This window comes from Rahnella sp. AN3-3W3 (genome assembly GCF_003263545.1).
Classification (GTDB): Bacteria; Pseudomonadota; Gammaproteobacteria; order Enterobacterales; family Enterobacteriaceae; genus Rahnella; species Rahnella variigena.
Genome location: NZ_JYDG01000095.1, coordinates 1 through 24846 on the forward strand (window position 1 = coordinate 1; position 24846 = coordinate 24846).

Here is a 24846-nt window from a genome sequence, read left to right on the forward strand (position 1 = left end):
TTCGACACCAAAACGTTCTGCGGTCCGTTGTGTCCCGTCATTGCCGTAGAGGTAATGGCTGACCACAGCCATTCTGGTTTCGAGGGTATATTTTGGCTTCGCCATAAAAAACTGCACCTTACTCAGTTGGGTGTCCAACTTTTGGGGTGCAGTCCATCTGCCGGGGCTTTTTGCATCATGAATTACTTGATAATTTTAACGCTCTTGACGTCAACTTCCACAGAGTTCCAGTCTTTATCGACTTTACCTTCGATGCGGATTTTATCTTTCGGCGATACGTTCTGTCCCTGCCAGCGCTTGCCGTCAATTTCTACATTGAGGGTGCCGGTGTTATCGCGGAAAATGTATTTATCGTGGTCGATACGCTGATCGATAAAACCTTCCAGCATGATCCATTGATCGTCTTTCATGGTTTGCGCGTCTTTCACGGTGCTCAGCGCCGTGGTACCGGTGAAACCGCCCTGTGCTGCAGGCTGTGTTTGCGTTTCCTGTGCTGACGGACCGTTAAAGCCGCCGGTTTGCTGGGCAAACGCCGTCGCTGAACAAAGTGCAATGAGGGTTGCCAGAGTGATCTTCTTCATCATAATAGGTCTTCCTTAATTTAACGTTTCCGGAGTAACGACAACTATGACATCGTTTCGGATGTCTTGCCGTGCTGGAGACCATTAAAGCAGACTGTTCTTAACAGTTTCTTAAGCGTATACCCTGCATACATCAAATTATTTTAGGTATGTCACTGGGGATTGTTAGATTTAACCTTATTTGCAGGAACGTTGTTCTTTTTATGAACCCGGATGATTATAACGACCACGGTATGTTGCGATTGCCGCTGTGGTTCTGGACGATTTTAATTTTGCAGGCACGAACCTGGTTGTTGTTTGTGATGGCGGGTGCTTCCCGCCAGCAGGGAAGTGATTTGCTGACGCTGTTTTACCCCGATCAGCAAAGTTTCTGGTCCGGGATGTTGCTGGGGTTGCCGCCCGCGATGGTGTTTTTGCTCAGTGGTCGTCGTCATGTCTGGCCGCGCATCTGGCAGGCCGGATACTGGTTACTTCTTGCCGGGATGTTTGTCACTTTTGCATTGCAGGCTCTGGGATTATGGCAAAGTACTGACATAATTTCTGGTGTGGATATCGTGCTGGCATTACTGGATGCGGCCGCACTGGCGTATTGGTTATTGAGCCGCCGTTTGCGCGCCTGTTTTGATGCCTCACACCGTCTGGCCTGAAGCATATTCCCTATTGGGCTGAACTTTTTTGCCAGAAATACACTCGAACTGGCGCTTAACAATAATTGTTAAAATATTAATTCACTGTCGGTTTGTCCGCCAGGCCGCGCCGGCCAACGGGAACGGGCAGAAAAGGAGTATGGAATGACTGTTCGCTTGCGGGTTCGCCCCCTGTTGCTGGTGCTGCCACTGATCCTGACTGGCTGTTCGTCGATGTCTAACATGTCGTGGCCAAGTATTTCCTGGTCGAGCATGAATCCGCTCAACTGGTTTGGCAGCAGCCTGACGGTCAGCGATAAAGGAGTAGGCGGGATAACAGGTAGTACGGCGCTGACAGAAACGGCCATTAAAGATGCGCTGGACGGCGATTATACCTTGCGCAGTGGCATGTCGATGAGCGGCGGGAAAATGCTGAGTTTCTTCCAGGCGATGGACGGCAAGGACGTGAAAATGTCGATCAGCGGCGAGCCGAAAGGCAACGTTCAGCGTGTTGACGTGGTGGATCCTAAAGTAGAAAGCGAATGGGGCGTTAAAATCGGCACGTCATTCAGCAGCCTTTACAGCAAAGCCTTCGATGTGTGTGTAAAAGGCGAGGGAGATGATGCGCAGAACGTCGAGTGTAAAGCGCCGCAAAGTTCTCACGTCACCTATGTCTTCAGCGGAGTCTGGCATGGCCCGGAATCGCTGATGCCTTCGGATGACGCGCTGAAAGACTGGAAGGTAAGCAAAATTATCTGGCGGGCTAATCCGGCTCAGGCTTCCACTGCTCAGTAAAATCTGTTTCTCAGCTTAATAACTCCTCAATGCCTTGCCTTCGCGCAAGGCATTTTTATTGACATCCGGTATGATGTCGCCGGTCAAATTAACGAGGATGAGAAGATGACTCAGGTTCAGAGCGGCATTTTGCCCGAACATTGCCGTTTCGCGATTTACATCGAAGCGAAAGCTCAGGGTGACCTGGATGCGCTCCGGCAGGGCTGCCGTGCATTTGTGGCCGTATTGGAAGACATGCAGAAAAAATTTCCCACCGAACATCTTGGTGCGGTCGTGGCCTTTGGCAACGATGTGTGGCGTGATTTATCCGGCAATCAGGGCGCGGATGAACTGAAATCTTTCCAACCGCTGGGCAAAGGTCTGGCACCTGCTACGCAGCGCGATATGTTGTTGCACATACAGTCCCTTCGTCACGACGTTAATTTTGCGCTGGCGCAGGCGGCACTGAAAGCGTTCGGCAGTTCCATTGTCGTTGAAGAAGAAACCCACGGGTTCCGTGCGATCGAAGAACGTGATCTGAGCGGTTTTGTTGACGGCACTGAAAATCCGAAAGCAGAGGCCCGCGCACAGGTGGCGATTATTCCTGAAGGCAGCGTCGATGCTGGCGGCAGCTACGTGATGGTTCAGCGCTGGAAACATAATCTGGTGCAATGGGAGCGTTTCTCCGTACAACAGCAGGAAGATGTCATCGGGCGTACCAAAGACACCGATGAAGAGCTTGATTCAGAAACTCGCCCGGATACTTCCCACGTCAGTCGTGTTGACCTGAAAGAAGACGGCAAAGGCCTGAAAATTCTGCGCCAGAGCCTGCCTTATGGCACGGCAAGCGGCGAACACGGTTTGTATTTCATCAGCTATTGCGCCCGTCTGTGGAACATCGAAAAACAACTGCTGAGCATGTTTGGCGATCTCGATGGTAAACGTGATGCGATGCTGCGTTTCACCCGTCCGGTGACCGGCAGCTATTATTTCGCCCCATCACTGACACGTCTTTTAGCGCTTTAAGTTCCTTCAGCGCGTTCCTTCACGGACGCGCTGCCTCTTCCCCTTCTGTTATTCCCCCTGCGTTTGTTAATGCCTTATAGCTTTTCATGCTTGAAAATCACCAAATGGTATATAAAACCGTTACAGCCTGACCCTCAGTTATAAATACACTGTGTGATATTGAGCGGCATTTATCAGCGTCGCATATCGGTTCACTCACCTAAGGCTAAGCATGAAAACATTCGGATTTACAGGCAGCGTGCTGAAAGGTTCCGTGGCGGCACTGCTGCTGGCCAGCGGCGCGGCTTCGGCGACTGAATTGCTCAACAGTTCTTATGATGTGTCCCGTGAACTTTTTGCTGCTCTGAACCCGCCATTCCAGAAACAGTGGGCTGATCAAAACGACGGTGACAAACTCGATATTAAACAGTCGCATGCTGGTTCTTCCAAGCAGGCACTGGCGATTTTGCAGGGTCTGAAAGCCGATGTCGTCACTTACAATCAGGTGACCGATGTGCAGATTTTGCATGACCGCGGCAATCTGATCCCTGCCGACTGGCAAAGTCGTTTGCCCAACAACAGTTCGCCGTTTTATTCCACCATGGCGTTTCTGGTCCGCAAGGGCAATCCAAAGAACATTCACAGCTGGGACGATTTAGCGCGTCCGGGCGTGAGCCTGGTGTTCCCGAATCCCAAAACCTCCGGCAATGGCCGATATACCTACCTGGGTGCCTGGGGCGCGTTCAATCTGGAAGATAATAAAAACCAGACGAAAACCCGCGAGAAAATGGCGAGTTTCCTGAAAAACGTGCAGGTGTTTGATACCGGCGGTCGTGGCGCGACAACCACATTTGTGGAACGCGGACTGGGTGATGTGCTGATCAGTTTCGAATCTGAAGTGAACAATATCCGTAAGCAGTACGGTGACGATAAATACGAAGTGATTGTGCCGAAAGTGGACATTCTGGCTGAGTTCCCGGTGGCCTGGGTGGACAAAAACGTCGAAAAAAATGGCACAGAAAAAGCCGCAAAAGATTACCTGAATTATTTGTGGAGCCCGCAGGCGCAGAAAATTATCACCAGTTTTAACTACCGTGTGTATGACAAAACGGCGATGGCAGCGGCGAAAGGGCAGTTCCCGGATACCAAATTGTTCAAAGTCGAAGAGCAGTTCGGTGGCTGGCCACAAGTGATGGAAACCCATTTCAGTACCGGCGGTGAGCTGGACAAACTGTTAGAGCAAGGTCACAAGTAATGTTGTTGTCGAGCAAACGCGTATTACCCGGATTCACCCTGAGCCTCGGCAGCAGCCTGCTGTTCGTCTGCCTGGTGTTGTTGCTGCCACTGAGTGCGCTGGTGATGCAGTTGTCACAAATGACGCTGGCGCAATACTGGGATGTGATCACCAACGGTCAGGTTGTTGCGGCGTACAAAGTGACGCTACTGGCGGCGGGTGTGGCGAGTATTTTTAACTGTTTCTTCGGCATGTTGATGGCGTGGATCCTGACCCGTTATGAATTCCCCGGTAAAAGCCTGGTGGACGGGCTGATGGATTTGCCGTTTGCCTTGCCGACCGCCGTGGCGGGTTTAACGCTGGCAGGCCTGTTTTCTACCACCGGATTTTACGGTCAGTGGCTGGCACATTTTGATATCAAAGTGGCATACACCTGGCTTGGTATTGCAGTGGCGATGGCCTTTACCAGCATTCCGTTTGTGGTTCGTACCGTGCAACCGGTGCTGGAAGAATTAGGCCCGGAATATGAAGAAGCTGCTGAAACGCTGGGCGCTTCGCGCTGGCAGAGTTTCCGTCGCGTGGTATTGCCGGAAGTCATGCCTTCTCTGATGGCGGGCACGGCGCTGTCCTTTACCCGCAGCCTGGGCGAATTCGGTGCAGTGATTTTCATCGCCGGTAACATTGCGTGGAAAACTGAAGTGACCTCGCTGATGATTTTCATCCGCTTGCAGGAATTTGATTATCCGGCAGCCAGCGCGATTGCATCGGTTATTCTCGCCGCCTCGCTGCTGTTGCTGTTTGCAATTAACACCTTACAGAGCCGTTATGGCCGTCGTCTGGGAGGCCAGTAATGTCTGATATTCCGGCTTTTGCAGGCGAAAAACGCCAGCGTATCGACTGGGTAAAATGGTCGCTGATCGGCACAGGTTTACTGATTTGTATTTTGCTGCTGGTGATCCCGATGATCAGCATTTTCGTGCTGGCCTTTTCCGACGGGATTGCTGCTGTTTGGAAGAACCTGTCTGATTCTGACATGTTGCATTCCATCTGGCTGACCGTGCTGATGGCGCTGATCACCGTGCCGGTGAACCTGATTTTCGGCACGCTGCTGGCCTGGCTGGTGGCGCGCTTTAATTTCCCGGGGCGTCAGCTGTTACTGACGCTGATCGACATCCCGTTCGCGGTTTCGCCGGTAGTGGCAGGCCTTTTGTATCTGCTGTTTTACGGTACTAACGGCCCGATTGGCGGCTGGCTGGATGCGCATAATATTCAGTTCATGTTCGCCTGGCCGGGCATGGTGATGGTAACGGTATTTGTTACTTGTCCGTTTGTTATCCGTGAGCTGGTGCCGGTGATGTTGAGTCAGGGCAGCCATGAAGATGAAGCGGCGGTGTTACTGGGCGCGTCAGGCTGGCAGATGTTCCGCCGCGTGACCTTGCCGAATATCCGCTGGGCATTACTGTACGGCGTGGTGCTGACCAATGCCCGTGCGATCGGGGAGTTTGGTGCGGTATCTGTCGTTTCCGGTTCTATCCGCGGCGAAACTTACACGCTGCCATTACAAGTTGAGTTACTGCATCAGGACTACAACACCGCAGGCGCGTTTACTGCCGCTGCGTTGCTGACCCTGATGGCGATTGTCACACTGTTTCTGAAAAGCGGCCTGCAATGGCGTCTGAAACGCCATAACGACCGTCTTGAGCGGGAGGAAAGTCATGAGCATTGAAATTAACGGTATCAACAAATATTTTGGCCGCACGAAAGTGCTCAATGATATCTCGCTCGATATTGCTTCCGGAGAGATGGTGGCGCTGCTCGGGCCTTCAGGTTCCGGTAAAACCACGCTGCTGCGCATTATCGCCGGACTGGAAAACCAGAGCGCCGGACATCTGAGTTTTCACGGTAAAGACGTGACGCGTCTCCACGCCCGTGACCGTCAGGTCGGTTTCGTGTTTCAGCATTACGCGCTGTTCCGCCATATGACTGTGTTCGACAACATCGCCTTTGGCCTGACGGTGCTGCCGCGCCGCGAGCGCCCTAACGCCGAAGCGATTAAACAGAAAGTCACTAAACTGCTGGAGATGGTGCAGTTAGCCCATCTGGCCAACCGTTATCCGGCACAGCTTTCTGGTGGTCAGAAACAGCGTGTAGCACTGGCCCGTGCGCTGGCGGTCGAACCCCAAATTTTGCTGCTGGATGAGCCTTTCGGTGCGCTGGATGCGCAGGTGCGTAAAGAGCTGCGCCGCTGGCTGCGTCAGTTGCATGAAGAGCTGAAATTCACCAGCGTGTTCGTGACCCACGACCAGGAAGAAGCGATGGAAGTCGCCGACCGCGTGGTCGTCATGAGCCAGGGTAATATTGAACAGGTGGGCGCGCCGGAAGAAATCTGGCGTGAACCGGCAACCCGCTTCGTGCTGGAATTTATGGGTGAAGTGAATAAAATCGGTGGTGAAATTCGCGGTTCTCAGTTGTATGTCGGCGCGCATCACTGGCCGCTGGAGAACCCGCCGCTACATCAGGGCTCGGTCGATTTGTTCCTGCGTCCGTGGGAAATGGAAATTACCGCGCACAGTACTGCGCGCTGCCCGTTGCCGGTAAAAGTGCTGGAGGTCAGCCCGCGTGGTCATTTCTGGCAGCTTATCGTGCAGGCGGACGGCTGGCACGATGAACCGCTTTCCGTGGTGCTTTCTGAAGCTCACGGTAATAGCGCACCTCAGCGCGGCGATCGTTTTTATGTCGGCGGGCTGAATGGCCGCCTGTATGCCGGTGATCAGCAGCTACAACCCGTTGCGTTAGCGAAGAGCGCCTGATATTTTTTAATCAGCATGTTTCTCAGGGCGGTCTCCGAGCCGCCCTTTTTATCGTCTGATATCTGTTTATGTGTTTTTTATCAGTCAATATACCTTTTTAATATAAGGCAAGCCCGTGAGTACGCTCGAACACTACATCGGTAATACACCTCTGGTGAAATTACAGCGTCTGACCGAGGGACTCGACAGCGAGATCTGGGTCAAACTGGAAGGCAATAATCCCGCGGGCTCAGTAAAAGACCGTGCAGCGCTGTTCATGATTGAGCAGGCGGAAAAGCGCGGTGAAATTCATCCCGGTGATACGCTGATTGAAGCCACCAGTGGTAATACCGGTATTGCGCTGGCGATGATTGCGGCACTCAAAGGTTATAAGCTGAAATTGCTGATGCCGGAAAATATGAGCTTAGAGCGTCAGGCATCAATGCGCGCTTACGGCGCTGAATTATTGCTGGTCAGCCGTGCGCAGGGGATGGAAGGTGCGAGGGACCTGGCGCAGGAAATGGAACTGCAGGGGCAGGGGAAAGTGCTGGATCAGTTCAATAATCCGGACAACCCGCTCGCGCACTTTACGACTACCGGCCCGGAAATCTGGCAGCAGACGCAAGGGCGTATTACGCATTTTGTGTCGAGCATGGGGACGACTGGCACCATCACGGGTGTCAGTCGCTTTCTGCGCAGTCAGCACGCGGGTGTGCAAATTGTCGGGTTGCAACCTTCTGAAGGCAGCAGCATTCCGGGCATACGCCGCTGGCCGCAGGAATATCTGCCGGGTATTTTCAGCCCTGAACTGGTCGATGAAGTGATGGATATGGGGCAGGGCGAAGCGGAAGACACCATGCGGGCTCTGGCGCGGCAAGAAGGTATCTTCTGTGGCGTGAGTTCCGGCGGCGCTGTTGCGGGCGCATTGCGTGTCGCCAGAAGCCATCCCGGCAGTGTGATTGTGGCAATTGTCTGCGATCGCGGTGACCGTTATTTATCCACTGGTGTTTTTAACGTTTAATTTTATATTCATCTGGTGAATGTAAAATTAGAGTAAAAGCGGCTGCGTAATGCAGGGTTAGTGGTAAAAATGACCAAAATTTTAGCCAGGCGGAAATAAAGAATGAAAATTTTATTAGTCGATGACGATCTCGAACTAGGAACCATGCTCAGCGAATATCTGATTGCAGAGGGTTTTGACGCTTCTCTGGTGCTGACCGGTAAAGCGGGCGTGGAAGGGGCGATGTCCGGCGAATATACTGCGATGATCCTCGACATTATGCTGCCGGATATGAGCGGTATTGATGTCCTGCGTCAGGTGCGTAAAAACAGCCGTCTGCCGATCATCATGCTGACCGCCAAGGGCGACAATATCGATCGCGTTATCGGCCTGGAAATGGGCGCCGATGATTACATGCCTAAACCTTGTTATCCGCGTGAGCTGGTTGCGCGTCTGCGTGCAGTATTGCGCCGTGTGGAAGAGCAACAGGAATCGCACTCTGATTCTTCATCCGTAAACTACGGTGACCTGACGCTGAATCCGGCTACCCGCAGCAGCGAATGGCGTGGGGTTCCTTTCGACCTGACGGCGTCTGAATTCAATCTGCTGGAGCTGTTACTGCGGTCTCCGGAACGTGTAGTTTCAAAAGATGAGTTGTCAGAAAAAGGCCTCGGCCGTCCGCGTGAAGCTTATGATCGCAGCATTGATGTTCACATCAGTAATATCCGCCAAAAACTGGGGTCACTGGAAGGTGGCGATATTCTGACTATTGAAACGGTGCGCAGCATTGGCTATCGCATACGCTAAACGAATGCGCGGAAAACTGTTCTGGAAAATCCTGCTGGGATTCTGGTTCACTTTTGTGGCGATCACTCAGGGACTTTGGGTGGTTTTTGCTTTTTATAATCCGCACGAACCGCCGGAAAGCGGCATTGCACGACGCTTTGTAAAACTGCAAATTACGTCAGCGGTGTCAACGCTGCACAACGGCGGTATGCCTGCACTTAACGCGATGATGGCGGACTGGCCGGATGATGACAGGCAGTTTTTCTCCGTAACACCTTCTTTGCTGCCTGCCAAAGGCAATACGATTAAGGATCTGGAACCCGGTAAAATCCCGCATGAAGTCGTGCAGTTTGTGCAGGGGCCGGACGGGCAGGGCTACCGGCTGAAATATGATGTAGACGGGCTGATGCATGAATATCGCCCGAGACGTCACAGGGACTGGCTGAATATGCCTCCGCCGTTGTTATGGCTGGGCGGACTGGGCGGATTACTCTTCAGTGCGATGCTGGCGTGGAACCTGACCCGACCTATGCTGCAAATGCGTAAAGCCTTCGGGCGGGTGGCGCAGGGCGATTTATCGGTACGCCTGTTTACCAGCATGGGTAAGCGGCACGATGAGCTGTCAGAAGTGGCTCGCGATTTCGACTCCATGGCCGAACGTTTACAGGTTCTGGTGAAGGCGCGTGAAGAACTTCTGCATGACGTTTCTCACGAGCTGCGTTCTCCATTGGCGCGTTTGCAACTGGCCATCGGCCTGGCGCGACAGAATCCTTCAAATGTTGAAAGCTCGCTGAGTCGCATTGAACATGAAGCGGGACGTCTGGACAAGATGATCGGGGAGCTGCTGGCGCTGTCGCGAACTGAAAGCAGTGAAATCCCGGATGAAGAGTACTTCGATCTGTACGGCCTGGTGGAAGCGGTGGTGAACGATGCGCGCTATGAGGCGCAGTTACCGGGCGTGGAGATTGCGCTCTTTCCCGAATCAGCGGATGACCTGGATTACACCGTGAAAGGCAATGCTGAGCTGATGCGACGCGCTGTCGATAACGTGGTACGCAATGCACTGCGTTTTTCTGCGCGCGGGCAAACAATCACAGTTTCACTGGCACAAGTTGAAGAGTATCTGCAAATTGAAGTGGCCGATCAGGGGCCGGGTGTGGAAGAAGATAAGTTGTCGAGTATCTTCGACCCGTTCGTGCGAGTGAAATCGCCGCTGTCAGGCAAAGGCTATGGTCTGGGGCTGGCCATCACCCGCAAAGTGATGTTAGCGCATGAAGGTAAAGTGGATGCCCGTAACGCGCAGCCACATGGCTTAATCATCAGCCTTCAAGTTCCGCACTGGAAATCCGCTTCATAATCCGAGCCGCAGATGCGCTGGCTACTCTCAGCCACCCGAATCACTTACTTTTGTAAGCTCATCGGGATGGCTTCGTTTGCTGCCTTTCTGCGACTCGAATTATTTTGTGGATAGCTGTTTTTACAGGCAATAAAAAACGGCGCTGATTAGGCGCCGTTTTTAACTTCTTGCTTTACAACTCGCTGAGCGAATTACTTCTTGATGCGGATGATTGGGGTTTCGCCCACAGTCACGCTACCTGTCAGTTTAATCAGCTCTTTGATCTCATCCATGTTAGAGATAACAACCGGAGTCAGGGTAGACTTCGCTTTCTCTTCCAGCAGAGGCAGATCAAACTCGATAACCAAATCGCCTTTCTTAACACGTTGGCCTTCTTCAGCGATGCGTTTGAAGCCTTCGCCTTTAAGTTCAACGGTGTCGATACCGAAGTGTACGAACAGCTCAATGCCACTGTCGGATTCGATTGAGAAAGCATGGTTAGTTTCGAAGATTTTACCGATAGTGCCATCAACCGGAGCAACCATTTTGTTGCCAGATGGTTTGATAGCAATACCGTCACCTACGATTTTCTCAGCGAAAACAACGTCAGGTACGTCTTCAATGTTGACAATCTCACCAGAGATCGGCGCTACGATTTCAATAGTGCCAACGTCTTTTTTATCATCAGAAACCAATGATTTCAGTTTATCGAACAAACCCATGATCTTCTCCTAAGCATTAATTTGGGCAGCTTTACCAGCATCGCGCAATTAGCAGAGTGTTTTTTCTTCAATGAACTTGTTTACCAGGTTCATCAACTCTTGCGCCGTAGGTTGGGCCAGGGCCTGATCTGCCAGCGCTTTCACATCTTCGAAGTTTGTATTGCGAATAATTTTCTTGATGCGTGGGATAGAGATAGCGCTCATGCTGAACTCATCTAACCCCATGCCCAATAGAAGAAGTGTAGCACGTTCGTCACCGGCTAGCTCGCCGCACATCCCTGTCCATTTACCGGCAGCATGAGATGCGTCAATAACTTGCTTAATTAAACCAAGCACTGACGGAGACATTGGGTTGTACAGATGAGAAATCAGTTCGTTACCGCGATCCACAGCCAAAGTATACTGGGTAAGATCGTTTGTACCAATACTGAAGAAATCGACTTCTTTTGCCAGGTGATGAGCAATCACTGCAGCAGCCGGAGTTTCAACCATCACGCCTACTTCGATAGTTTCATCGAATGCCTGGCCTTTTTCACGCAGCTGAGCTTTCAGCATTTCCAGTTCTGCTTTCAGTTCACGCACTTCTTCAACAGAAATGATCATCGGGAACATGATGCGCAGTTTACCGAACGCAGAAGCACGCAGAATACCTTTCAGCTGGTCGTGAAGAATTTCTTTACGGTCCAGACAGATACGGATTGCACGCCAGCCCAGGAACGGGTTTTCTTCTTTTGGCAGGTTCATGTACGGCAGGTCTTTATCACCGCCGATGTCCATGGTACGGACGATAACTGCCTGTGAGCCCATCGCTTCAGCAACGGCTTTATATGCCTGGAATTGCTCTTCTTCGGTAGGCAGGCTGTCACGGTCCATGAACAGGAATTCTGTACGATACAGGCCGACACCTTCAGCGCCATTGCGCTCTGCACCGGCGACGTCGCGCACGGTACCGATGTTGGCACAAACTTCAACCTGATGACCATCCAGCGTAATAGCCGGTAAATCTTTCAGTTTAGTCAGTTCGTCTTTTTCTGAGATGTACTGGTTCTGAACGGCTTTCAGCTCGTCAATAACGTCTGCTGTTGGGTTGACATAGATTTTATTGTTTACAGCGTCGAGGATCAGGTAGTCATCATTTTTGACTTGTTTGGTCACATCGCTGGTACCTACGATTGCAGGTAATTCCAGGGAACGCGCCATGATTGAGGTGTGAGAAGTACGGCCACCCAAATCAGTAATGAAACCCAGAACCTTGTTCAGGTTCAGCTGAGCCGTTTCTGACGGCGTCAGATCGGTCGCAACCAGAATAACTTCGTCCTGGATGGAGCTCAGATCAACGATGGTCATGTCGAGAATATTGCGCAGAAGACGTTTACCGATATCACGTACGTCAGCCGCACGTTCTTTCAGGTATTCATCATCAAGCTCTTCCAGGGCTTTCGCCTGACCTTCAATGACAGAGAAAGCAGCAGCGTCAGCAGAAGCATGCTCGTCTTTGATAAGGGCTATGATTTCCTGTTCAAGCTCTTCGTCTTCCAACAACATGATGTGGCCTTCGAAGATGGCTTCTTTCTCTTCACCGAAGGTCTCACCGGCTTTGGTCTTGATCACTTCCAGCTGAGCTGAGGCTTTCGCACGGCCAGCGAGGAAACGTTCAACTTCCTGATCAACCTGATCAGGAGAGATTTTTTTCCGGTTGATGACAATTTCATCTTCTTTCAACAGAAGTGCTTTGCCGAAAGCGATACCGGGAGATACTAAAATGCCTGAAATCATAACCCTACCTTTCTCTTGACTGGTTTAAACGATATAAGAGCGGCTGAGTGTTACTCGAGCTCTGCCATCAGTTTTACCAAGTGTTCAACGGCTTTCTGCTCGTCTTCACCTTCAGCTGAGAGGGTCACAACGGTACCTTGGGTCAGGCCCAGAGTTTGCAGTTTAAACAGGCTTTTCGCACTGGCGCTTTTGCCATTTGAAGTCACAGTGATGTCAGAAGCGAAACCTTTAGCTTCTTTCACGAACTGTGCAGCAGGGCGAGTGTGCAGACCATTAGGAGCGGTAATTGTAACTTCTTGCTGGAACATTGTTGTTTCCCCAACTTATTAAAGTAATGTTGTGGAGCTAAAGTTTAGCTTATGCGCTTCACTTTAGCCTGTAGAGATTAGCGCCTGACTATGGTTCAGGGGCAGGTTCAGATGCAACAGAAAAGAGAAAATAACGCACTCAGCGATAAAACTCTTTGCCCTAGATCTAGGCTTTTCTGTTATTTCTCCATTATGCCGTGATTTTCCCTCTTGTAACAAATCGGTAAATCGATTCAGCGGGCGGGTTCATGGAGGCGATTAATTTCGCGCATCGAAATAATTGACCGGTTAAATACTAAACCTGGCGGGTAAAATCAATGACAGAGTGGTGTAAACTTTGATGTAGCCCACAAAAAAGCACCCCGGAAGGTGCTTTTTTATCCGCTTTTAGGGATGTGGCATTATTGTTGCAATTCTTTTTCAGTAAACAAATCTGCAAATAATGCGGTACTCAGATAGCGTTCGCCGGAAGATGGCAGGATAACCACGATGGTTTTATCCGCAAACTCGGGTTCTTTAGATAATTTCACCGCAGCTTCAACCGCAGCACCGGAAGAAATCCCCGCCAGAATACCTTCTTCTTCCATCAGACGACGTGCCATCTGAATGGATTCATCGTTAGTGATCAGCGTGACGCGATCCAGCAGTTCCAGATCCAGGTTGCCCGGAATGAAACCAGCACCGATGCCCTGAATTTTGTGCGGGCCCGGTTTCACTTCTTCGCCATTCAGCGTCTGAGTAATCACCGGCGAATCCGTTGGCTCAACGGCCACCAGCTTTACGCTGCTTTTTTTGCTTTTCAGATAACGACCCGTACCGGTGATGGTACCGCCGGTGCCCACGCCTGCAATAAGCACATCGACTGCACCATCGGTGTCTTCCCAGATTTCAGGGCCGGTGGTTTGCTCATGGATAGCCGGGTTGGCCGGGTTGCTGAACTGCTGAAGGATAAGATAACGGGAAGGATCGCTGGCCTGAATTTCTTCGGCTTTTGCAATTGCGCCTTTCATACCTTTCGCGCCTTCGGTCAGCACCAGATTGGCGCCGAGGGCTTTGAGCAGTTTACGACGCTCAACGCTCATGGTTTCCGGCATGGTCAGCGTCAGTTTATAACCGCGCGCGGCAGCGACGTAGGCCAGTGCAATACCCGTGTTTCCGCTGGTCGGTTCAACCAGTTCGATATCTTTGGTCAGGATGCCTTTCTTTTCAGCGTCCCAGATCATGTTTGCACCGATACGGCATTTCACGCTGAAGCTCGGGTTACGTGACTCGACCTTAGCCAGAATACGACCATTACCGATACGGTTCAGGCGAACCAGTGGCGTATGGCCGATTGTTAATGAATTGTCTTCATAGATCTTGCTCATAACCCGTCCTTTAACTGTATGAAATATTCACGGTGTGAAGCTTTCAACACTATGAAATTAGTGGGAATCGAGAAAGCATACGCGAACCGCTTTCCCAGTGAAGTAAGGTTTTGGTATTTGGTATATCGATACGTTATTAAGAAATAAGTTTGAGGACGAAAAGTCAAGCATAGCAAGCAGCCGCCCGCAGGCGGCTGTGAAGAGAAAACGTTATGCGCGGGTGGAATTCACGTCAACATTGTTTTTAACGTAAACATGCCGATAGCGGTCGCACCACATAGCAGTAGCACCGCACACCGCCACCGGCAGGATCACCAGATTGAGCACCGGGATCATCGTAAACAGGCTGACCAGCGAACCAAACTGCATATTGTCGATTTTGTTGCTGCCGAGCGAGCGGCGCATATCCGCAAAACTCACTTTGTGATTATCGAACGGATAATCGCAATACTGGATAACCACCATCCAGGCGCTGAAGAAGAACCACAGCACCGGCGCGGCGGTCTGGCCAATCACCGGAATAAAGTAAAGCGCAAATAAGACGATGGCTCGCGGCAGGTAATACGCCAGTTTCTGCCATTCGCGTTTCATGATGCGCGGCAAGTCTTTCATGATGTCCCAGATACCGGTATCCGGCAGCGGTTTACCGGTCAGTCGCGCTTCGAGTTGTTCGGCGAGCAATCCGCTAAACGGTGCGGCGATCCAGTTGGCAAGGGTGCTGAAGAAATAGCTGAACACCAGCACCACGGAAAGTACCGCTACCGGCCAGATGAGATAATCCAGCCAGCTCAGCCAGGCCGGAACCTTACTCATCATGGCGGGGATCCATTCTCCCAGTTTGGTGAACAGCCACCAAAACGCGCCGCCCATCAGCAATACGTTGACCGCCAGCGGTAAAATCACAAAACGTCGTATCCCTGGTAAGGAAATGAGCGTCCAGCCCTGTTTGAAATAATGCACGCCGTTTTCTTGTCTGGCGCTTTGCGATGAAGTCATAAACGAAATTTTCTCTCTGAGTTGAATGACATGGGCTATCATATCGGTATGATTTTCCACTGGCTACCAGTGGATTGGCTGAAAAAACAGCAAAAAAAGGTGCAACTACCCTATTTATTAGCAGAAAGTAGAGTCCAGACTTGCACTTATCTACGTGGGCAAATAGAGTTAATATTGTGAATGTTTGCCGTGGTGGCAATGTATTAGAACAACAGAGATAGCAATGATGCAGGATTTGCGTCTGATATTAATCGTTGTTGGCGCGATCGCCATAATAGCGTTGTTGTTACACGGTTTGTGGACCAGCCGTAAAGAACGCTCTTCGCTGTTTCGCGATCGTCCAGCTAAACGTGTGAAAAAAGAACGGGAACAATCTCCGCCTGACGATTTCGTCGATGGAGTGGGGGAAGTGCGCGTGCGTCCTGCTTATCCTCAGGATGAACCGACTTTTGGTCAGTATGATGAGCCAGAACAGACTGCACCGCCACGTCAGCCGCAGGGTCAACCTGCGCAGCCAGCGCCAGCACCTGTTGCTCGTCCTCAGCCACCGGCTCAGCCACAGCATCATGCTGTGCAGGATGATCCTTTGCTGAGTGGTTATTCAGCCGCTGAACCCGCAGTTGCAACGCGACGCGAACCTGTTGCTGATTTTGCACCGCAGGAATATGCGCCTGAACCTAAAGCGCAAGCACCGGTTCCGCCGCAGGAAATTCATGCGGACGCGGCACCGGCTGCCAAAGCTGAACCTCAGCCTGCGCCTTTTGCTCCGGCAGAAGAAGCCCCGGCAGAGAAAGCGAAACTGAAAGAAACGGTGCTGGTGCTGCACGTTGCAGCGCATCAGGGCGGCGTTATCGGGGGTGAAGTCCTGTTAAACAGCGTGCTTCAGTCCGGCTTCCAGTTTGGCGCAATGAATATTTTCCATCGTCACGTTAGCCCGGCGGGCAGCGGTCCGGTGTTGTTCAGTCTGGCAAATATGGTCAAACCGGGTTCTTTTGACCCTGACAATATGTCCGACTTCTCTACACCAGGTGTGACGTTGTTCATGATGGTGCCTTGCTATGGCGACGCGCATCAGAACTTCAAACTGCTGTTGCAGTCCGCCCAGCGCATTGCCGATGATGTCGGTGCGATGGTGCTAGACGATGAGCGTCGTATGATTACGCCGCAGAAGCTGGAAACGTACAAAGCGCGGATCCGCGAGGTCCTCGAAGCGACCGCCTGATTCTGGCGTTCGTGAAATACCCTTTCCCCAAACCCCCGCTTGCCGGGGGTTTTTTATCTCCACGGTGAGTCATGGCCACTATCGAAGAACAAATCAATCACTTACGCACTCAGCTGCGCCATCATGAATATCAGTATCATGTTCTGGACGCACCGGAAGTGCCTGATGCCGAATATGACCGTCTTATGCGTGAATTGCGGGAACTGGAAACCGCGCATCCAACGCTGATCACTGCGGATTCTCCCACGCAGCGCGTGGGCGCCGCGCCGCTTTCTGCTTTCGAACAGGTAAAACATCAGGTGCCGATGTTGTCGCTGGACAACGTATTTGATGAAGAAAGCTATCTGGCGTTTTACAAGCGTGTGCAGGACAGGCTGAAAACCACTGAACCGCTGACGTTCTGCTGTGAGCTGAAACTCGATGGTCTGGCGGTAAGCCTGCTGTATGAGAATGGCGAACTGGTGCAGGCGGCCACGCGTGGCGACGGCACGACCGGTGAGAACATCACCGCTAACGTGCGTACCATTCGCGCCATTCCTCTGCGTCTGCATGGCGACAATATTCCGGCTCGTCTCGAAGTGCGTGGTGAAGTGTTTATGCCGCAACCGGGCTTTGAGGCGATGAATGACGAAGCGCGCCGCACCGGGGGCAAAGTGTTTGCCAACCCGCGTAATGCCGCTGCCGGTTCATTGCGTCAGCTGGATCCGCGCATTACCGCCAAACGTCCGCTGACTTTCTTCTGCTACGGCGTGGGTCTGCTGGAAGGCGGTGAACTGCCTCGCAGTCATATTGCCCGCCTGCAACAATTTAAGGCCTGGGGTTTGCCGGTCAGTGACCGCGTCCGCCTGTGCACCGGCAGTGAGGAAGTGCTGGCGTTCTATCGTCAGGTCGAAGCCGACCGTCCGTCACTGGGCTTTGATATTGACGGCGTGGTAGTGAAAATTGACTCGCTGGATATTCAGGAAACGCTGGGCTTTGTGGCGCGTGCGCCGCGCTGGGCAACAGCCTTCAAATTCCCGGCGCAGGAACAAATTACGCTGGTGAAAGACGTCGAGTTTCAGGTAGGGCGCACCGGTGCGATCACGCCGGTGGCACGTCTGGAGCCGGTTCTGGTGGCGGGCGTGATGGTCAGCAATGCCACGCTGCATAACGCCGATGAAATCGAGCGTCTTGGCCTGCGTATCGGCGATACCGTGATAGTGCGCCGTGCCGGTGATGTTATCCCGCAGGTAGTCGGTGTGGTGCTGGATGAACGTCCGGAAAATGCCCGCGAAGTGGTATTCCCGACGCAGTGCCCGGTCTGTCATTCTGATGTCGAACGTGTCGAAGGCGAAGCCGTGGCGCGTTGCACTGCTGGCCTGATATGCGGTGCACAGCGCAAAGAAGCGCTGAAGCATTTTGTCTCCCGCCGCGCGCTGGACGTTGACGGCATGGGCGATAAAATCATCGACCAGCTGGTCGAGAAAGAATATGTCAAAACGCCGGCTGACTTGTTCCGTCTGACTGCAGGCAAGCTCACCGGTCTGGATCGCATGGGACCAAAATCGGCGCAAAACGTAGTGAATGCGCTGGAGAAAGCCAAAGAAACCACACTGGCGCGATTCCTTTACGCGCTGGGTATTCGTGAAGTGGGTGAGGCTACGGCGGCCAATCTGGCCGCGCATTACGGTTCAGTGGAAGCACTGAGAGCGGCGGATATCGAATCACTGAAAACCGTGCAGGACGTCGGTGAAGTGGTTGCCAAACACGTGGTGAATTTCCTGTCGGAAGAGCATAACCAGCAGGTGATTGACGAGCTGTTAAGCCCGGAAATCAACATTCACTGGCCTGAAGTGCAGGTCATTGTACCGGAAGAAATCGACAGTCCGTTTGCCGGTAAAACCGTGGTATTAACCGGATCACTGTCGATCCTTTCCCGCGATGAAGCCAAAGATCGTCTGACCGCGCTGGGTGCGAAAGTGTCCGGCAGCGTGTCGAAGAAAACCGATCTGGTGATCGCCGGTGAAGCCGCGGGTTCCAAACTGGCGAAAGCGCAGGAACTGGGGATCGACGTGATCGACGAAGCGGAGATGATCCGCCTGCTGGGTGAATAAAAGATGGAAAAAGAAGATCTGATCCAAATTGCCAATGTGGTGATGCCGTTCGGTAAATATGCCGGACGGGTGCTGATCGACTTGCCGGAAGAATATTTGCTGTGGTTCGCCCGTAAAGACGAATTTCCGCAGGGAAAACTGGGTGAACTGATGCAGCTGACGCTGGCGATTAAAACGGAAGGGCTGCAAAGCCTGATCAATCCGCTGCGCCGTAATGGCCCCGGACTGAGCGGTACCGACGAATAAACGCTGTTCAGAACGAGTCACTTCTCCAAAACAAAGGCGCTGAACTCAGCGCCTTTTTTCTGCCTGCTATCCAGCCAGCTTATTCAGTCACAGGCTCTTGTTTCAGCGCCGCTTCCCGCTGTTTTTTCTGGTAACGCTTCGCCAGAACCGCACAGGTCATCAGCTGCACCTGATGGAAAATCATCAGCGGCAGCACCATCATGCCAATCGCGCTGACCGGGAACAGAATGTTCGCCATTGGGATACCGTTCGCCAGGCTTTTCTTCGAACCGCAGAACACAATGGTGATTTCGTCCGGTTTGCTAAAGCCCATCCAGCGCGCCATGTAGGTGTTGATCACCAGAATAAAGGCCAGCAGCACCAGACTGAACACCACGATAAACAGCAGTGAACCGAGGCCTACCTGATGCCAGATCCCCTGTGTGACCGCTTCGCTGAAAGCGGAATAGACCACCAGCAGAATCGACGTCTGGTCAGTTTTGCCGATCATCTTACGGTGACGCTCTACAAAGCCGCCGATCAGCGGACGCAACAAATGTCCGGCGATAAACGGCACCAGCAGTTGCAACACGATATGCCCGACCTGCGCCAGACCATTGCCGGTTTCGCCCTGCACATGCATCAGCAAACTGACCAGCAGCGGCGACACAAATATTCCCAGCAGGCTTGACGCCGACGCGCTGCACACCGCGGCCGCCACATTACCGCCCGCCAGTGAGGTAAATGCAATCGCCGACTGCACGGTGGCAGGCAGAATACACAGATAGACAAAGCCGCTGTAAATCTGCGGGCTGACATCTACCGGATGCCACCACTGGAACAGCAGGCCAAGGATCGGGAACAGAATGAAGGTGCTGAACATTACCCACAAATGCAGCCGCCAGTTGTTACTACCCTGAAAAATCGCTTCACGCGAAAGTTTGGCGCCGTGCATGAAAAACAGCAGGCCGATGGCGAAAATCGTCAGGTTGTTGAAGAACGCCACAAACATGCCGCTGGCCGGAAAGAAGGTGGCCAGCAGGACGACGGCGATAAGTGTCAGGGTAAAGCGATCGGGTAAGAAGCGCATAACAAGTCTCGAATAGTTGTTTCTGAATGCGGCTATTCTGTACCTTTGCGATACAATTAAAAAATTGATTTATTTAATCTATTAATGCAGAAAATTCATGAATTATTCTCTCCGACAGCTTCGCGTATTTGTGGCGGTTTCACGCTACGGCAGCTTCAGCCGGGCTGGTGAGTCCATTGGTTTAAGTCAGTCGGCGGTCAGCCACAGTATGAAAGAACTGGAAGCCGAAATGGGCGTGCGGTTGCTGGACAGAACCACGCGTGAAGTCGCGCTGACTGATGCCGGTTTGCGGCTGGCCAACCGTGTGGAACCGCTGCTTGATGAACTCCACGCCATGCTGCTCGATACCCGCAGTTTCGGTACGCAGCACAATGGTCGCGTGCGTATTGCTTCCAGCCAGACCATTTCCGCGCAACTGATGCCGCAATGTATCGCCAGCGGTGCGCTGCAATATCCCGATATCCGCGTGTTACTGCGCGACCAGGCTCAGCAACTGGTGCTTAACAGTGTGAGAAACGCCGAAGTAGATTTCGGAATTGTGATTGATCCCGGCGAGAATACTGATCTGGATTGCGAACCGATTTTGCATGAACCGTTTTTGATGATGTGCCGCGAAGATCATCCTCTGGCTGCGCTGCCGGAGGTTAAATGGCAGGCGCTGAACGGTCAGAAACTGGTGCTGCAGGACTACGCGTCAGGCAGCCGGATCCTGATCGACGGCGCGCTAAAGGCGCAGAAAGTGAAGGCGGAGATTGTCCAGGAAATAGGCCATCCGGCTACGTTATTCCCGATGGTGGAAGCCGGGATTGGTATCAGCGTTATCCCGGCGCTGGCGTTGCCCGGACCGGAAGGGAGCAAGCTGGTGGTTAAAAGTCTGGTGCCGGAAATCAACCGCGTACTGATGCTGGTGAAACGTAAAAACCGGTCTTTATCGCCCGCGGCGCAGGCTATCTGGCAGGTAGTCAAAGAGCAGGCGGTATTGCTGAGTAAAAAACGCAGCCAGCAGGGCGTGTTTGGATCCTGACGTCTTGCCGGCTGTTTCCTGCATTAACTGCGATGACACGTATGTTATTAGACGTAAATGTCGATGGCGTTGGTATCCGAAGGTTTATTCACACCTTCTTCTTTTTTCGCTTCGGCCGCGGCTTGCTGTTGTTGCTGCTGCTGAAGTGCCTTCTGAGCCTGCTGCTGTTCGATTTGAGCAATCTGCTGTTGCAGCATCTCGATTTGCTGTTGCAGAAGTTCCTGCTGCTGCTGAACGTCTTCAGAACTGCCGCCTGAGCTGCTCAGGTTTTTCACCTGCTCAGTCAGTTTGGCAATCTGTTTAGTCAGCTGAGCAATCTGGCTGGCACTGCCGGAGTCACTGGTGGACGCCGTGCTCACCGAACTGCTGGTGGCGCTGATAGTCGTCATAAAAGCCTCACTTTGTGGGAATCAAATTTTCTGCACGTACCGGTGCTTAACTGGTATCGGCATCGCGCTGTGAGGCTTTACCTGCTTTTCATATTCCTTACAGATTTAACGATTTTCTTTCGTCCAAACCCTGCACTTTTAGCTTCGGCCAGCGTTCCAGCCAGCCTTTACTGCTGACGCGTCCGGCAAAAACGCTCGCAATCGCATGGCGCGGATTGGGCGTGATGGTGAAGGTAAACAGGGTATCCAGCCCGAGCGGGGCGTTAAGCTCAATTTGTCCGGCGTCATTCATCCTTGCGCCGATGGCGGTTTCCACCTCAACCCAATGACTTATGGCCTCTGCACTGGAAACATAAGGCGCGTGTCCGTGGCGTTCATGCATGCGTGCCTGATTTTTTACCGACCAGGGCAAGTCTGGAGATTTTTCCTGCAGAAGTTGCTCGTAGCGCTCATCTGCTTCTGCCGAACAATCCTCAGGATTGAAATACACCACGTCGATATCGTTAAGCGGCGTGGCATTTTCATAACCGTGCAGCCGGTCCCAGACCAGATTACGAACAAATCCCGCCGCCAGCCAGGCATCGTTCAGCCCCAGTTCGCTGGCCTGCATCAGCGCCCGCAGATGCAACGGTTCTTCCCTGAGCCAGGTGATAATTTGCAGTTCCCGGTTGATCACGTGCAGTACTCCTTTTTTGGCGATGCCCGAATTGTAACGCGATTTTGTGACGTGTTTTCAGCGCACCGTTTCGGGTTCGCCGCTCCCGGAGCCCGCGCCAAAATGAAGCAGACAGTCCGTGAATACGGCGCCAGGCCGCGGCGGCTATGGGTTTCTCAAGTGGTACAGCCTTTGCAACAGTCTGCCTGATGGCTATGATTTACTACAATACCTTACTGTTTCTGATCTTCGCCGCCATGATGTTGCTGGCCTGCGACCGGTACCTGCAATAAAGGGGTAAATAACCCGGTGAGCTAAGGAGTGTTATGTTTCAGACGACATTAAATCACCGCAGTTATCAGTTTAAGGATTTGCGCGAACTGATGGCAAAGGCCTCGCCCGCACGGTCGGGAGACTATCTGGCTGAAGTGGCTGCCTCCAGCGCAGAAGAACGCATGGCGGCGAAAATGGCGCTGGCCGACGTGCCGCTCAAAACGTTCCTGCAACAGTTACTGGTGCCCTATGAAGACGATGAGGTCACGCGGCTGATTGTTGATACCCACGATGTCGCGGCGTTTGCTGCGATTTCACATCTGACCGTCGGGGATTTTCGTGACTGGCTATTGAGTGAGAAAACCGACAGTCATGTGCTGGCGGCTGTTGCCCGTGGGATCACGCCGGAAATGGCCGCTGCGGTCAGCAAACTGATGCGCAATCAGGATCTGATCCTGGTGGCGAAGAAATGCCGGGTGACCACCAAATTTCGCAATACCATCGGGTTGCCGGGACACATGAGCGTGCGCCTGCAACCGAATCATCCGACGGATAATTTGCAGGGCATTGCCGCCAGTATGCTCGACGGTTTGCTGTACGGTTCCGGCGATGCGGTGATCGGCATTAATCCCGCCAGCGACAGTCTGCCGCTGCTGGAAAATCTGAATTACATGCTGGATGACATCATTACGCGTTTTGAAATTCCCACGCAATCCTGCGTTCTGACGCATGTCACCAACACCATCAAACTGGTGGAACGTGGCGCGCCGGTCGATCTGGTGTTTCAGTCGATTGCAGGAACCGAAGCGGCGAACAGCGGTTTTGGTATCAATCTGGCGCTGCTGGCGGAAGCACAACAGGCGGCTCTCAGCCTGAAACGCGGCACGCTGGGCGATAACGTAATGTATTTCGAAACCGGGCAGGGCAGTTGTTTATCCGCCAATGCGCATTTCGGGGTCGATCAGCAAACCTGTGAGGCGCGCGCGTATGCCATCGCCCGCCATTTTTCGCCGCTGCTGATCAATACCGTGGTCGGTTTTATCGGCCCGGAATATCTGTATGACGGTAAACAAATCATTCGTGCCGGACTTGAAGATCATTTTTGCGGCAAATTACTCGGCGTGCCGCTGGGCTGCGATGTGTGTTACACCAACCACGCTGAAGCGGATCAGGATGATATGGACACTTTGCTGACGCTGCTCGGCACCGCCGGACTGACGTTCCTGATTGGCGTACCGGGCGCGGATGACATCATGCTCAATTATCAGAGCACGTCTTTCCACGATGCGTTGTACATCCGCGAATTACTCGGGCTTAAACATGCGCCGGAATTTGCCGTCTGGCTGGAGAAAATGAAAATAATTGATCCGCAGGGCGCCTTGCAGGATACCCGTGCATCCCATCCGTTACTGCGTCAGTTGCCGCAACTGAGCTGAGGTCTGTGCTGATGAATAAAGAAAAAGGGCAGGAGGTGTCGCCTCTGGTGCATAACAACCCGTGGGAAACGCTGCGTCAGTTTACCGCCGCACGTATCGCGCTGGGGCGCACCGGTTCGAGTTTGCCGACGGACGAGCTGCTGCGCTTTGGTTTAGCCCATGCGCAGGCGCGTGACGCAGTGCATCAGCCATTCGACAGTCAGTCGCTTGAGCCTGAATTATTCGCGCTCGGGCTGGATACCCTGACGGTGGCCAGCGCAGCGCCTGACAGGGCGACCTATTTGTGCCGTCCGGATCTCGGACGCAAATTATCTGAACAAAGCCGTCAGGCATTACAACGGCTCACGCCGGAGCCTGCTGACGTGGTGCTGGTCATCGCCGACGGTTTATCATCGAAAGCAGTACACCGGCAGGCCGTGCCGCTGATTGCGGCATTATTGCCCTATCTGCGCACGCTGGAGCTGAAAATCGGGCCGGTAGTGCTGGCGCATCAGTCACGGGTTGCGCTGGGCGATGATATTGCGCAGGCGATGAAAGCCAGAGCAGTGGCAATTTTGATCGGCGAGCGTCCGGGATTGTCATCTCCCGACAGTTTAGGGATTTACATGACCTGGGAGCCGCACACCAAAAGGCTGGAATCAGAACGAAATTGTATTTCGAATGTGCGTCCGGAAGGGCTGAACTATCCGCAGGCGGCTTTTAAGCTGGCGTGGCTGCTCGAACAATCTTTCCAGCGGAAATTGTCGGGGGTAAATCTGAAGGATGAAAGCGATAACCCGGCGCTGCACAATAAAGTCGTGCCGATGTTTAAGCTGGAATAGGGGGAGGGGGAAAATAGAACCAGCAGCTGGTTCGCCTACATCACGGATTTTCTCCGGAGTACAGATGCGAAAAAAGCGCCTAAAGGCGCTTTTCTCTGAATTGGTGGGCCGTGCTGGATTCGAACCAGCGACCAATTGATTAAAAGTCAACTGCTCTACCAACTGAGCTAACGGCCCGCAGAAGTGGTGGGCGATGACGGGCTCGAACCGCCGACCCCCTCCGTGTAAAGGAGATGCTCTACCAACTGAGCTAATCGCCCCCGTCGTGATGGAGTCGCATTATAGGGATACTTGAAATTACGTCAACGCTTTTTAAAA

General features: G+C 52.6%; 26 protein-coding genes and 2 tRNA genes. 17 read left to right on the forward strand and 11 right to left on the reverse strand.

Annotated features, from left to right (window positions below; translation table 11 throughout):
- Window positions 1–182 precede the first annotated feature (182 nt).
- Window positions 183–581: a YgiW/YdeI family stress tolerance OB fold protein gene (locus UC15_RS21030; protein ID WP_181955542.1), complete on the reverse strand. Its 399-nt coding sequence runs from the start codon at window positions 579–581 to the stop codon at window positions 183–185.
- A gap of 203 nt (window positions 582–784) precedes the next feature.
- On the opposite strand from UC15_RS21030, the gene UC15_RS21035 reads away from it, so the two are divergent.
- The 10 genes from UC15_RS21035 to UC15_RS21080 all read left to right on the forward strand — a co-directional run bounded on the left by UC15_RS21035 (window position 785) and on the right by UC15_RS21080 (window position 10152).
- On the forward strand, window positions 785–1228 hold the full coding sequence (locus tag UC15_RS21035) for a DUF2919 domain-containing protein (protein ID WP_112290693.1): 444 nt from the start codon (window positions 785–787) through the stop codon (window positions 1226–1228).
- A gap of 144 nt (window positions 1229–1372) precedes the next feature.
- A complete protein-coding gene (locus UC15_RS21040) occupies window positions 1373–2002 on the forward strand; it encodes an RpoE-regulated lipoprotein (protein ID WP_112290695.1) in 630 nt (209 codons plus the stop codon).
- A 105-nt stretch (window positions 2003–2107) separates the two neighbouring features.
- Window positions 2108–3007, forward strand: coding sequence for a Dyp-type peroxidase (locus tag UC15_RS21045; RefSeq protein ID WP_112290696.1), 900 nt, complete (start codon window positions 2108–2110; stop codon window positions 3005–3007).
- A gap of 211 nt (window positions 3008–3218) precedes the next feature.
- Entirely contained in the window at window positions 3219–4241 is a 1023-nt protein-coding gene (gene cysP, locus UC15_RS21050; protein WP_112290698.1) for a thiosulfate ABC transporter substrate-binding protein CysP, read from the forward strand.
- The gene (cysT, locus tag UC15_RS21055) at window positions 4241–5071 is read left to right on the forward strand and encodes a sulfate/thiosulfate ABC transporter permease CysT (RefSeq protein WP_112290699.1); all 831 of its coding nucleotides are present in this window, start codon (window positions 4241–4243) and stop codon (window positions 5069–5071) included. Before cysP ends, cysT begins: the two co-directional genes overlap by 1 nt.
- Complete coding sequence (cysW, locus tag UC15_RS21060) at window positions 5071–5946, forward strand: sulfate/thiosulfate ABC transporter permease CysW (protein ID WP_112290701.1); 876 nt, start codon at window positions 5071–5073, stop codon at window positions 5944–5946. The genes cysT and cysW overlap by 1 nt, the downstream gene beginning before the upstream one ends.
- Entirely contained in the window at window positions 5936–7030 is a 1095-nt protein-coding gene (gene cysA, locus UC15_RS21065; protein WP_112290703.1) for a sulfate/thiosulfate ABC transporter ATP-binding protein CysA, read from the forward strand. The genes cysW and cysA overlap by 11 nt, the downstream gene beginning before the upstream one ends.
- A 115-nt stretch (window positions 7031–7145) precedes the next feature.
- A complete protein-coding gene (gene cysM / locus UC15_RS21070) occupies window positions 7146–8030 on the forward strand; it encodes a cysteine synthase CysM (RefSeq protein WP_112290704.1) in 885 nt (294 codons plus the stop codon).
- A 102-nt stretch (window positions 8031–8132) separates the two neighbouring features.
- Window positions 8133–8816, forward strand: a complete 684-nt coding sequence (locus UC15_RS21075) for a response regulator transcription factor (protein ID WP_101076260.1) — start codon at window positions 8133–8135, stop codon at window positions 8814–8816.
- 4 nt (window positions 8817–8820) lie between these two features.
- Window positions 8821–10152 carry an ATP-binding protein gene (locus UC15_RS21080; RefSeq protein WP_181955541.1) on the forward strand — a complete coding sequence of 444 codons (1332 nt, stop codon included), beginning with the start codon at window positions 8821–8823 and terminating at the stop codon, window positions 10150–10152.
- Window positions 10153–10343: 191 nt separating this feature from the next.
- Here UC15_RS21080 and crr read toward each other — a convergent pair whose 3' ends face one another.
- From crr to cysZ, 5 genes are all read right to left on the reverse strand, one after another.
- The gene (gene crr, locus UC15_RS21085; RefSeq protein WP_112290707.1) at window positions 10344–10853 is read right to left on the reverse strand and encodes a PTS glucose transporter subunit IIA; all 510 of its coding nucleotides are present in this window, start codon (window positions 10851–10853) and stop codon (window positions 10344–10346) included.
- A 48-nt stretch (window positions 10854–10901) separates the two neighbouring features.
- Window positions 10902–12629, reverse strand: a complete 1728-nt coding sequence (ptsI, locus tag UC15_RS21090) for a phosphoenolpyruvate-protein phosphotransferase PtsI (RefSeq protein ID WP_112290709.1) — start codon at window positions 12627–12629, stop codon at window positions 10902–10904.
- A 50-nt stretch (window positions 12630–12679) separates the two neighbouring features.
- Complete coding sequence (gene ptsH, locus UC15_RS21095; RefSeq protein WP_013574433.1) at window positions 12680–12937, reverse strand: phosphocarrier protein Hpr; 258 nt, start codon at window positions 12935–12937, stop codon at window positions 12680–12682.
- 401 nt (window positions 12938–13338) lie between these two features.
- Complete coding sequence (cysK, locus tag UC15_RS21100; RefSeq protein WP_112290710.1) at window positions 13339–14304, reverse strand: cysteine synthase A; 966 nt, start codon at window positions 14302–14304, stop codon at window positions 13339–13341.
- Window positions 14305–14514: 210 nt separating this feature from the next.
- A complete protein-coding gene (gene cysZ, locus UC15_RS21105) occupies window positions 14515–15300 on the reverse strand; it encodes a sulfate transporter CysZ (RefSeq protein ID WP_112290712.1) in 786 nt (261 codons plus the stop codon).
- Between the two features lie 223 nt (window positions 15301–15523).
- On the opposite strand from cysZ, the gene zipA reads away from it, so the two are divergent.
- The 3 genes from zipA to UC15_RS21120 all read left to right on the forward strand — a co-directional run bounded on the left by zipA (window position 15524) and on the right by UC15_RS21120 (window position 18861).
- Window positions 15524–16522 (forward strand): cell division protein ZipA, encoded by a 999-nt coding sequence (gene zipA, locus UC15_RS21110; protein ID WP_112290713.1) that lies wholly within the window; start codon window positions 15524–15526, stop codon window positions 16520–16522.
- Between the two features lie 71 nt (window positions 16523–16593).
- A complete protein-coding gene (gene ligA / locus UC15_RS21115) occupies window positions 16594–18615 on the forward strand; it encodes an NAD-dependent DNA ligase LigA (RefSeq protein WP_112290715.1) in 2022 nt (673 codons plus the stop codon).
- A 3-nt stretch (window positions 18616–18618) separates the two neighbouring features.
- Window positions 18619–18861 carry a DUF3820 family protein gene (locus tag UC15_RS21120; protein WP_112290716.1) on the forward strand — a complete coding sequence of 81 codons (243 nt, stop codon included), beginning with the start codon at window positions 18619–18621 and terminating at the stop codon, window positions 18859–18861.
- A gap of 79 nt (window positions 18862–18940) precedes the next feature.
- Here the strand turns inward: UC15_RS21120 and UC15_RS21125 are convergent, their stop codons facing one another.
- The gene (locus tag UC15_RS21125) at window positions 18941–19930 is read right to left on the reverse strand and encodes a bile acid:sodium symporter family protein (protein WP_112290718.1); all 990 of its coding nucleotides are present in this window, start codon (window positions 19928–19930) and stop codon (window positions 18941–18943) included.
- A gap of 97 nt (window positions 19931–20027) precedes the next feature.
- Between UC15_RS21125 and UC15_RS21130 the strand changes: the two genes are divergently transcribed.
- On the forward strand, window positions 20028–20954 hold the full coding sequence (locus UC15_RS21130) for a LysR family transcriptional regulator (RefSeq protein WP_112290720.1): 927 nt from the start codon (window positions 20028–20030) through the stop codon (window positions 20952–20954).
- A 47-nt stretch (window positions 20955–21001) separates the two neighbouring features.
- On the opposite strand, the gene UC15_RS21135 is transcribed toward UC15_RS21130, so the two are convergent.
- Together UC15_RS21135 and UC15_RS21140 are read right to left on the reverse strand one after the other, a co-directional pair.
- The gene (locus UC15_RS21135) at window positions 21002–21343 is read right to left on the reverse strand and encodes a FlxA-like family protein (RefSeq protein ID WP_112290722.1); all 342 of its coding nucleotides are present in this window, start codon (window positions 21341–21343) and stop codon (window positions 21002–21004) included.
- A gap of 97 nt (window positions 21344–21440) precedes the next feature.
- Complete coding sequence (locus tag UC15_RS21140) at window positions 21441–21953, reverse strand: nucleotidyltransferase family protein (protein WP_198659748.1); 513 nt, start codon at window positions 21951–21953, stop codon at window positions 21441–21443.
- A 212-nt stretch (window positions 21954–22165) separates the two neighbouring features.
- Here UC15_RS21140 and UC15_RS26195 point away from each other — a divergent pair, with 212 nt between their 5' ends.
- From UC15_RS26195 to eutC, 3 genes are read left to right on the forward strand one after another with little or no spacing between them, the layout of a single operon-like run.
- A complete protein-coding gene (locus UC15_RS26195) occupies window positions 22166–22291 on the forward strand; it encodes a hypothetical protein (RefSeq protein ID WP_255563981.1) in 126 nt (41 codons plus the stop codon).
- Window positions 22292–22324: 33 nt separating this feature from the next.
- Window positions 22325–23707 (forward strand): ethanolamine ammonia-lyase subunit EutB, encoded by a 1383-nt coding sequence (locus tag UC15_RS21145; RefSeq protein WP_112290725.1) that lies wholly within the window; start codon window positions 22325–22327, stop codon window positions 23705–23707.
- A gap of 11 nt (window positions 23708–23718) precedes the next feature.
- Window positions 23719–24528, forward strand: coding sequence for an ethanolamine ammonia-lyase subunit EutC (gene eutC, locus UC15_RS21150; RefSeq protein ID WP_112290726.1), 810 nt, complete (start codon window positions 23719–23721; stop codon window positions 24526–24528).
- Window positions 24529–24629: 101 nt separating this feature from the next.
- On the opposite strand, the gene UC15_RS21155 is transcribed toward eutC, so the two are convergent.
- Both UC15_RS21155 and UC15_RS21160 read right to left on the reverse strand, forming a co-directional pair.
- A tRNA-Lys gene (locus UC15_RS21155) sits at window positions 24630–24705 on the reverse strand.
- A 7-nt stretch (window positions 24706–24712) separates the two neighbouring features.
- Window positions 24713–24788 (reverse strand) — tRNA-Val (locus UC15_RS21160).
- Between the last annotated feature and the right edge of the window lie 58 nt (window positions 24789–24846).

What these genes read in the sequence shown, in the direction of transcription:
- UC15_RS21030 (WP_181955542.1), bottom strand. Translation starts at nt 581, where the DNA reads ATGAAGAAGATCACTCTGGCAACCCTCATTGCACTTTGTTCAGCGACG.
- UC15_RS21035 (WP_112290693.1), top strand. Translation starts at nt 785, where the DNA reads ATGAACCCGGATGATTATAACGACCACGGTATGTTGCGATTGCCGCTG.
- UC15_RS21040 (WP_112290695.1), top strand. Translation starts at nt 1,373, where the DNA reads ATGACTGTTCGCTTGCGGGTTCGCCCCCTGTTGCTGGTGCTGCCACTG.
- UC15_RS21045 (WP_112290696.1), top strand. Translation starts at nt 2,108, where the DNA reads ATGACTCAGGTTCAGAGCGGCATTTTGCCCGAACATTGCCGTTTCGCG.
- cysP (WP_112290698.1), top strand. Translation starts at nt 3,219, where the DNA reads ATGAAAACATTCGGATTTACAGGCAGCGTGCTGAAAGGTTCCGTGGCG.
- cysT (WP_112290699.1), top strand. Translation starts at nt 4,241, where the DNA reads ATGTTGTTGTCGAGCAAACGCGTATTACCCGGATTCACCCTGAGCCTC.
- cysW (WP_112290701.1), top strand. Translation starts at nt 5,071, where the DNA reads ATGTCTGATATTCCGGCTTTTGCAGGCGAAAAACGCCAGCGTATCGAC.
- cysA (WP_112290703.1), top strand. Translation starts at nt 5,936, where the DNA reads ATGAGCATTGAAATTAACGGTATCAACAAATATTTTGGCCGCACGAAA.
- UC15_RS21075 (WP_101076260.1), top strand. Translation starts at nt 8,133, where the DNA reads ATGAAAATTTTATTAGTCGATGACGATCTCGAACTAGGAACCATGCTC.
- UC15_RS21080 (WP_181955541.1), top strand. Translation starts at nt 8,821, where the DNA reads ATGCGCGGAAAACTGTTCTGGAAAATCCTGCTGGGATTCTGGTTCACT.
- crr (WP_112290707.1), bottom strand. Translation starts at nt 10,853, where the DNA reads ATGGGTTTGTTCGATAAACTGAAATCATTGGTTTCTGATGATAAAAAA.
- ptsI (WP_112290709.1), bottom strand. Translation starts at nt 12,629, where the DNA reads ATGATTTCAGGCATTTTAGTATCTCCCGGTATCGCTTTCGGCAAAGCA.
- ptsH (WP_013574433.1), bottom strand. Translation starts at nt 12,937, where the DNA reads ATGTTCCAGCAAGAAGTTACAATTACCGCTCCTAATGGTCTGCACACT.
- cysK (WP_112290710.1), bottom strand. Translation starts at nt 14,304, where the DNA reads ATGAGCAAGATCTATGAAGACAATTCATTAACAATCGGCCATACGCCA.
- cysZ (WP_112290712.1), bottom strand. Translation starts at nt 15,300, where the DNA reads ATGACTTCATCGCAAAGCGCCAGACAAGAAAACGGCGTGCATTATTTC.
- zipA (WP_112290713.1), top strand. Translation starts at nt 15,524, where the DNA reads ATGATGCAGGATTTGCGTCTGATATTAATCGTTGTTGGCGCGATCGCC.
- ligA (WP_112290715.1), top strand. Translation starts at nt 16,594, where the DNA reads ATGGCCACTATCGAAGAACAAATCAATCACTTACGCACTCAGCTGCGC.
- UC15_RS21120 (WP_112290716.1), top strand. Translation starts at nt 18,619, where the DNA reads ATGGAAAAAGAAGATCTGATCCAAATTGCCAATGTGGTGATGCCGTTC.
- UC15_RS21125 (WP_112290718.1), bottom strand. Translation starts at nt 19,930, where the DNA reads ATGCGCTTCTTACCCGATCGCTTTACCCTGACACTTATCGCCGTCGTC.
- UC15_RS21130 (WP_112290720.1), top strand. Translation starts at nt 20,028, where the DNA reads ATGAATTATTCTCTCCGACAGCTTCGCGTATTTGTGGCGGTTTCACGC.
- UC15_RS21135 (WP_112290722.1), bottom strand. Translation starts at nt 21,343, where the DNA reads ATGACGACTATCAGCGCCACCAGCAGTTCGGTGAGCACGGCGTCCACC.
- UC15_RS21140 (WP_198659748.1), bottom strand. Translation starts at nt 21,953, where the DNA reads ATGCAGGCCAGCGAACTGGGGCTGAACGATGCCTGGCTGGCGGCGGGA.
- UC15_RS26195 (WP_255563981.1), top strand. Translation starts at nt 22,166, where the DNA reads ATGGGTTTCTCAAGTGGTACAGCCTTTGCAACAGTCTGCCTGATGGCT.
- UC15_RS21145 (WP_112290725.1), top strand. Translation starts at nt 22,325, where the DNA reads ATGTTTCAGACGACATTAAATCACCGCAGTTATCAGTTTAAGGATTTG.
- eutC (WP_112290726.1), top strand. Translation starts at nt 23,719, where the DNA reads ATGAATAAAGAAAAAGGGCAGGAGGTGTCGCCTCTGGTGCATAACAAC.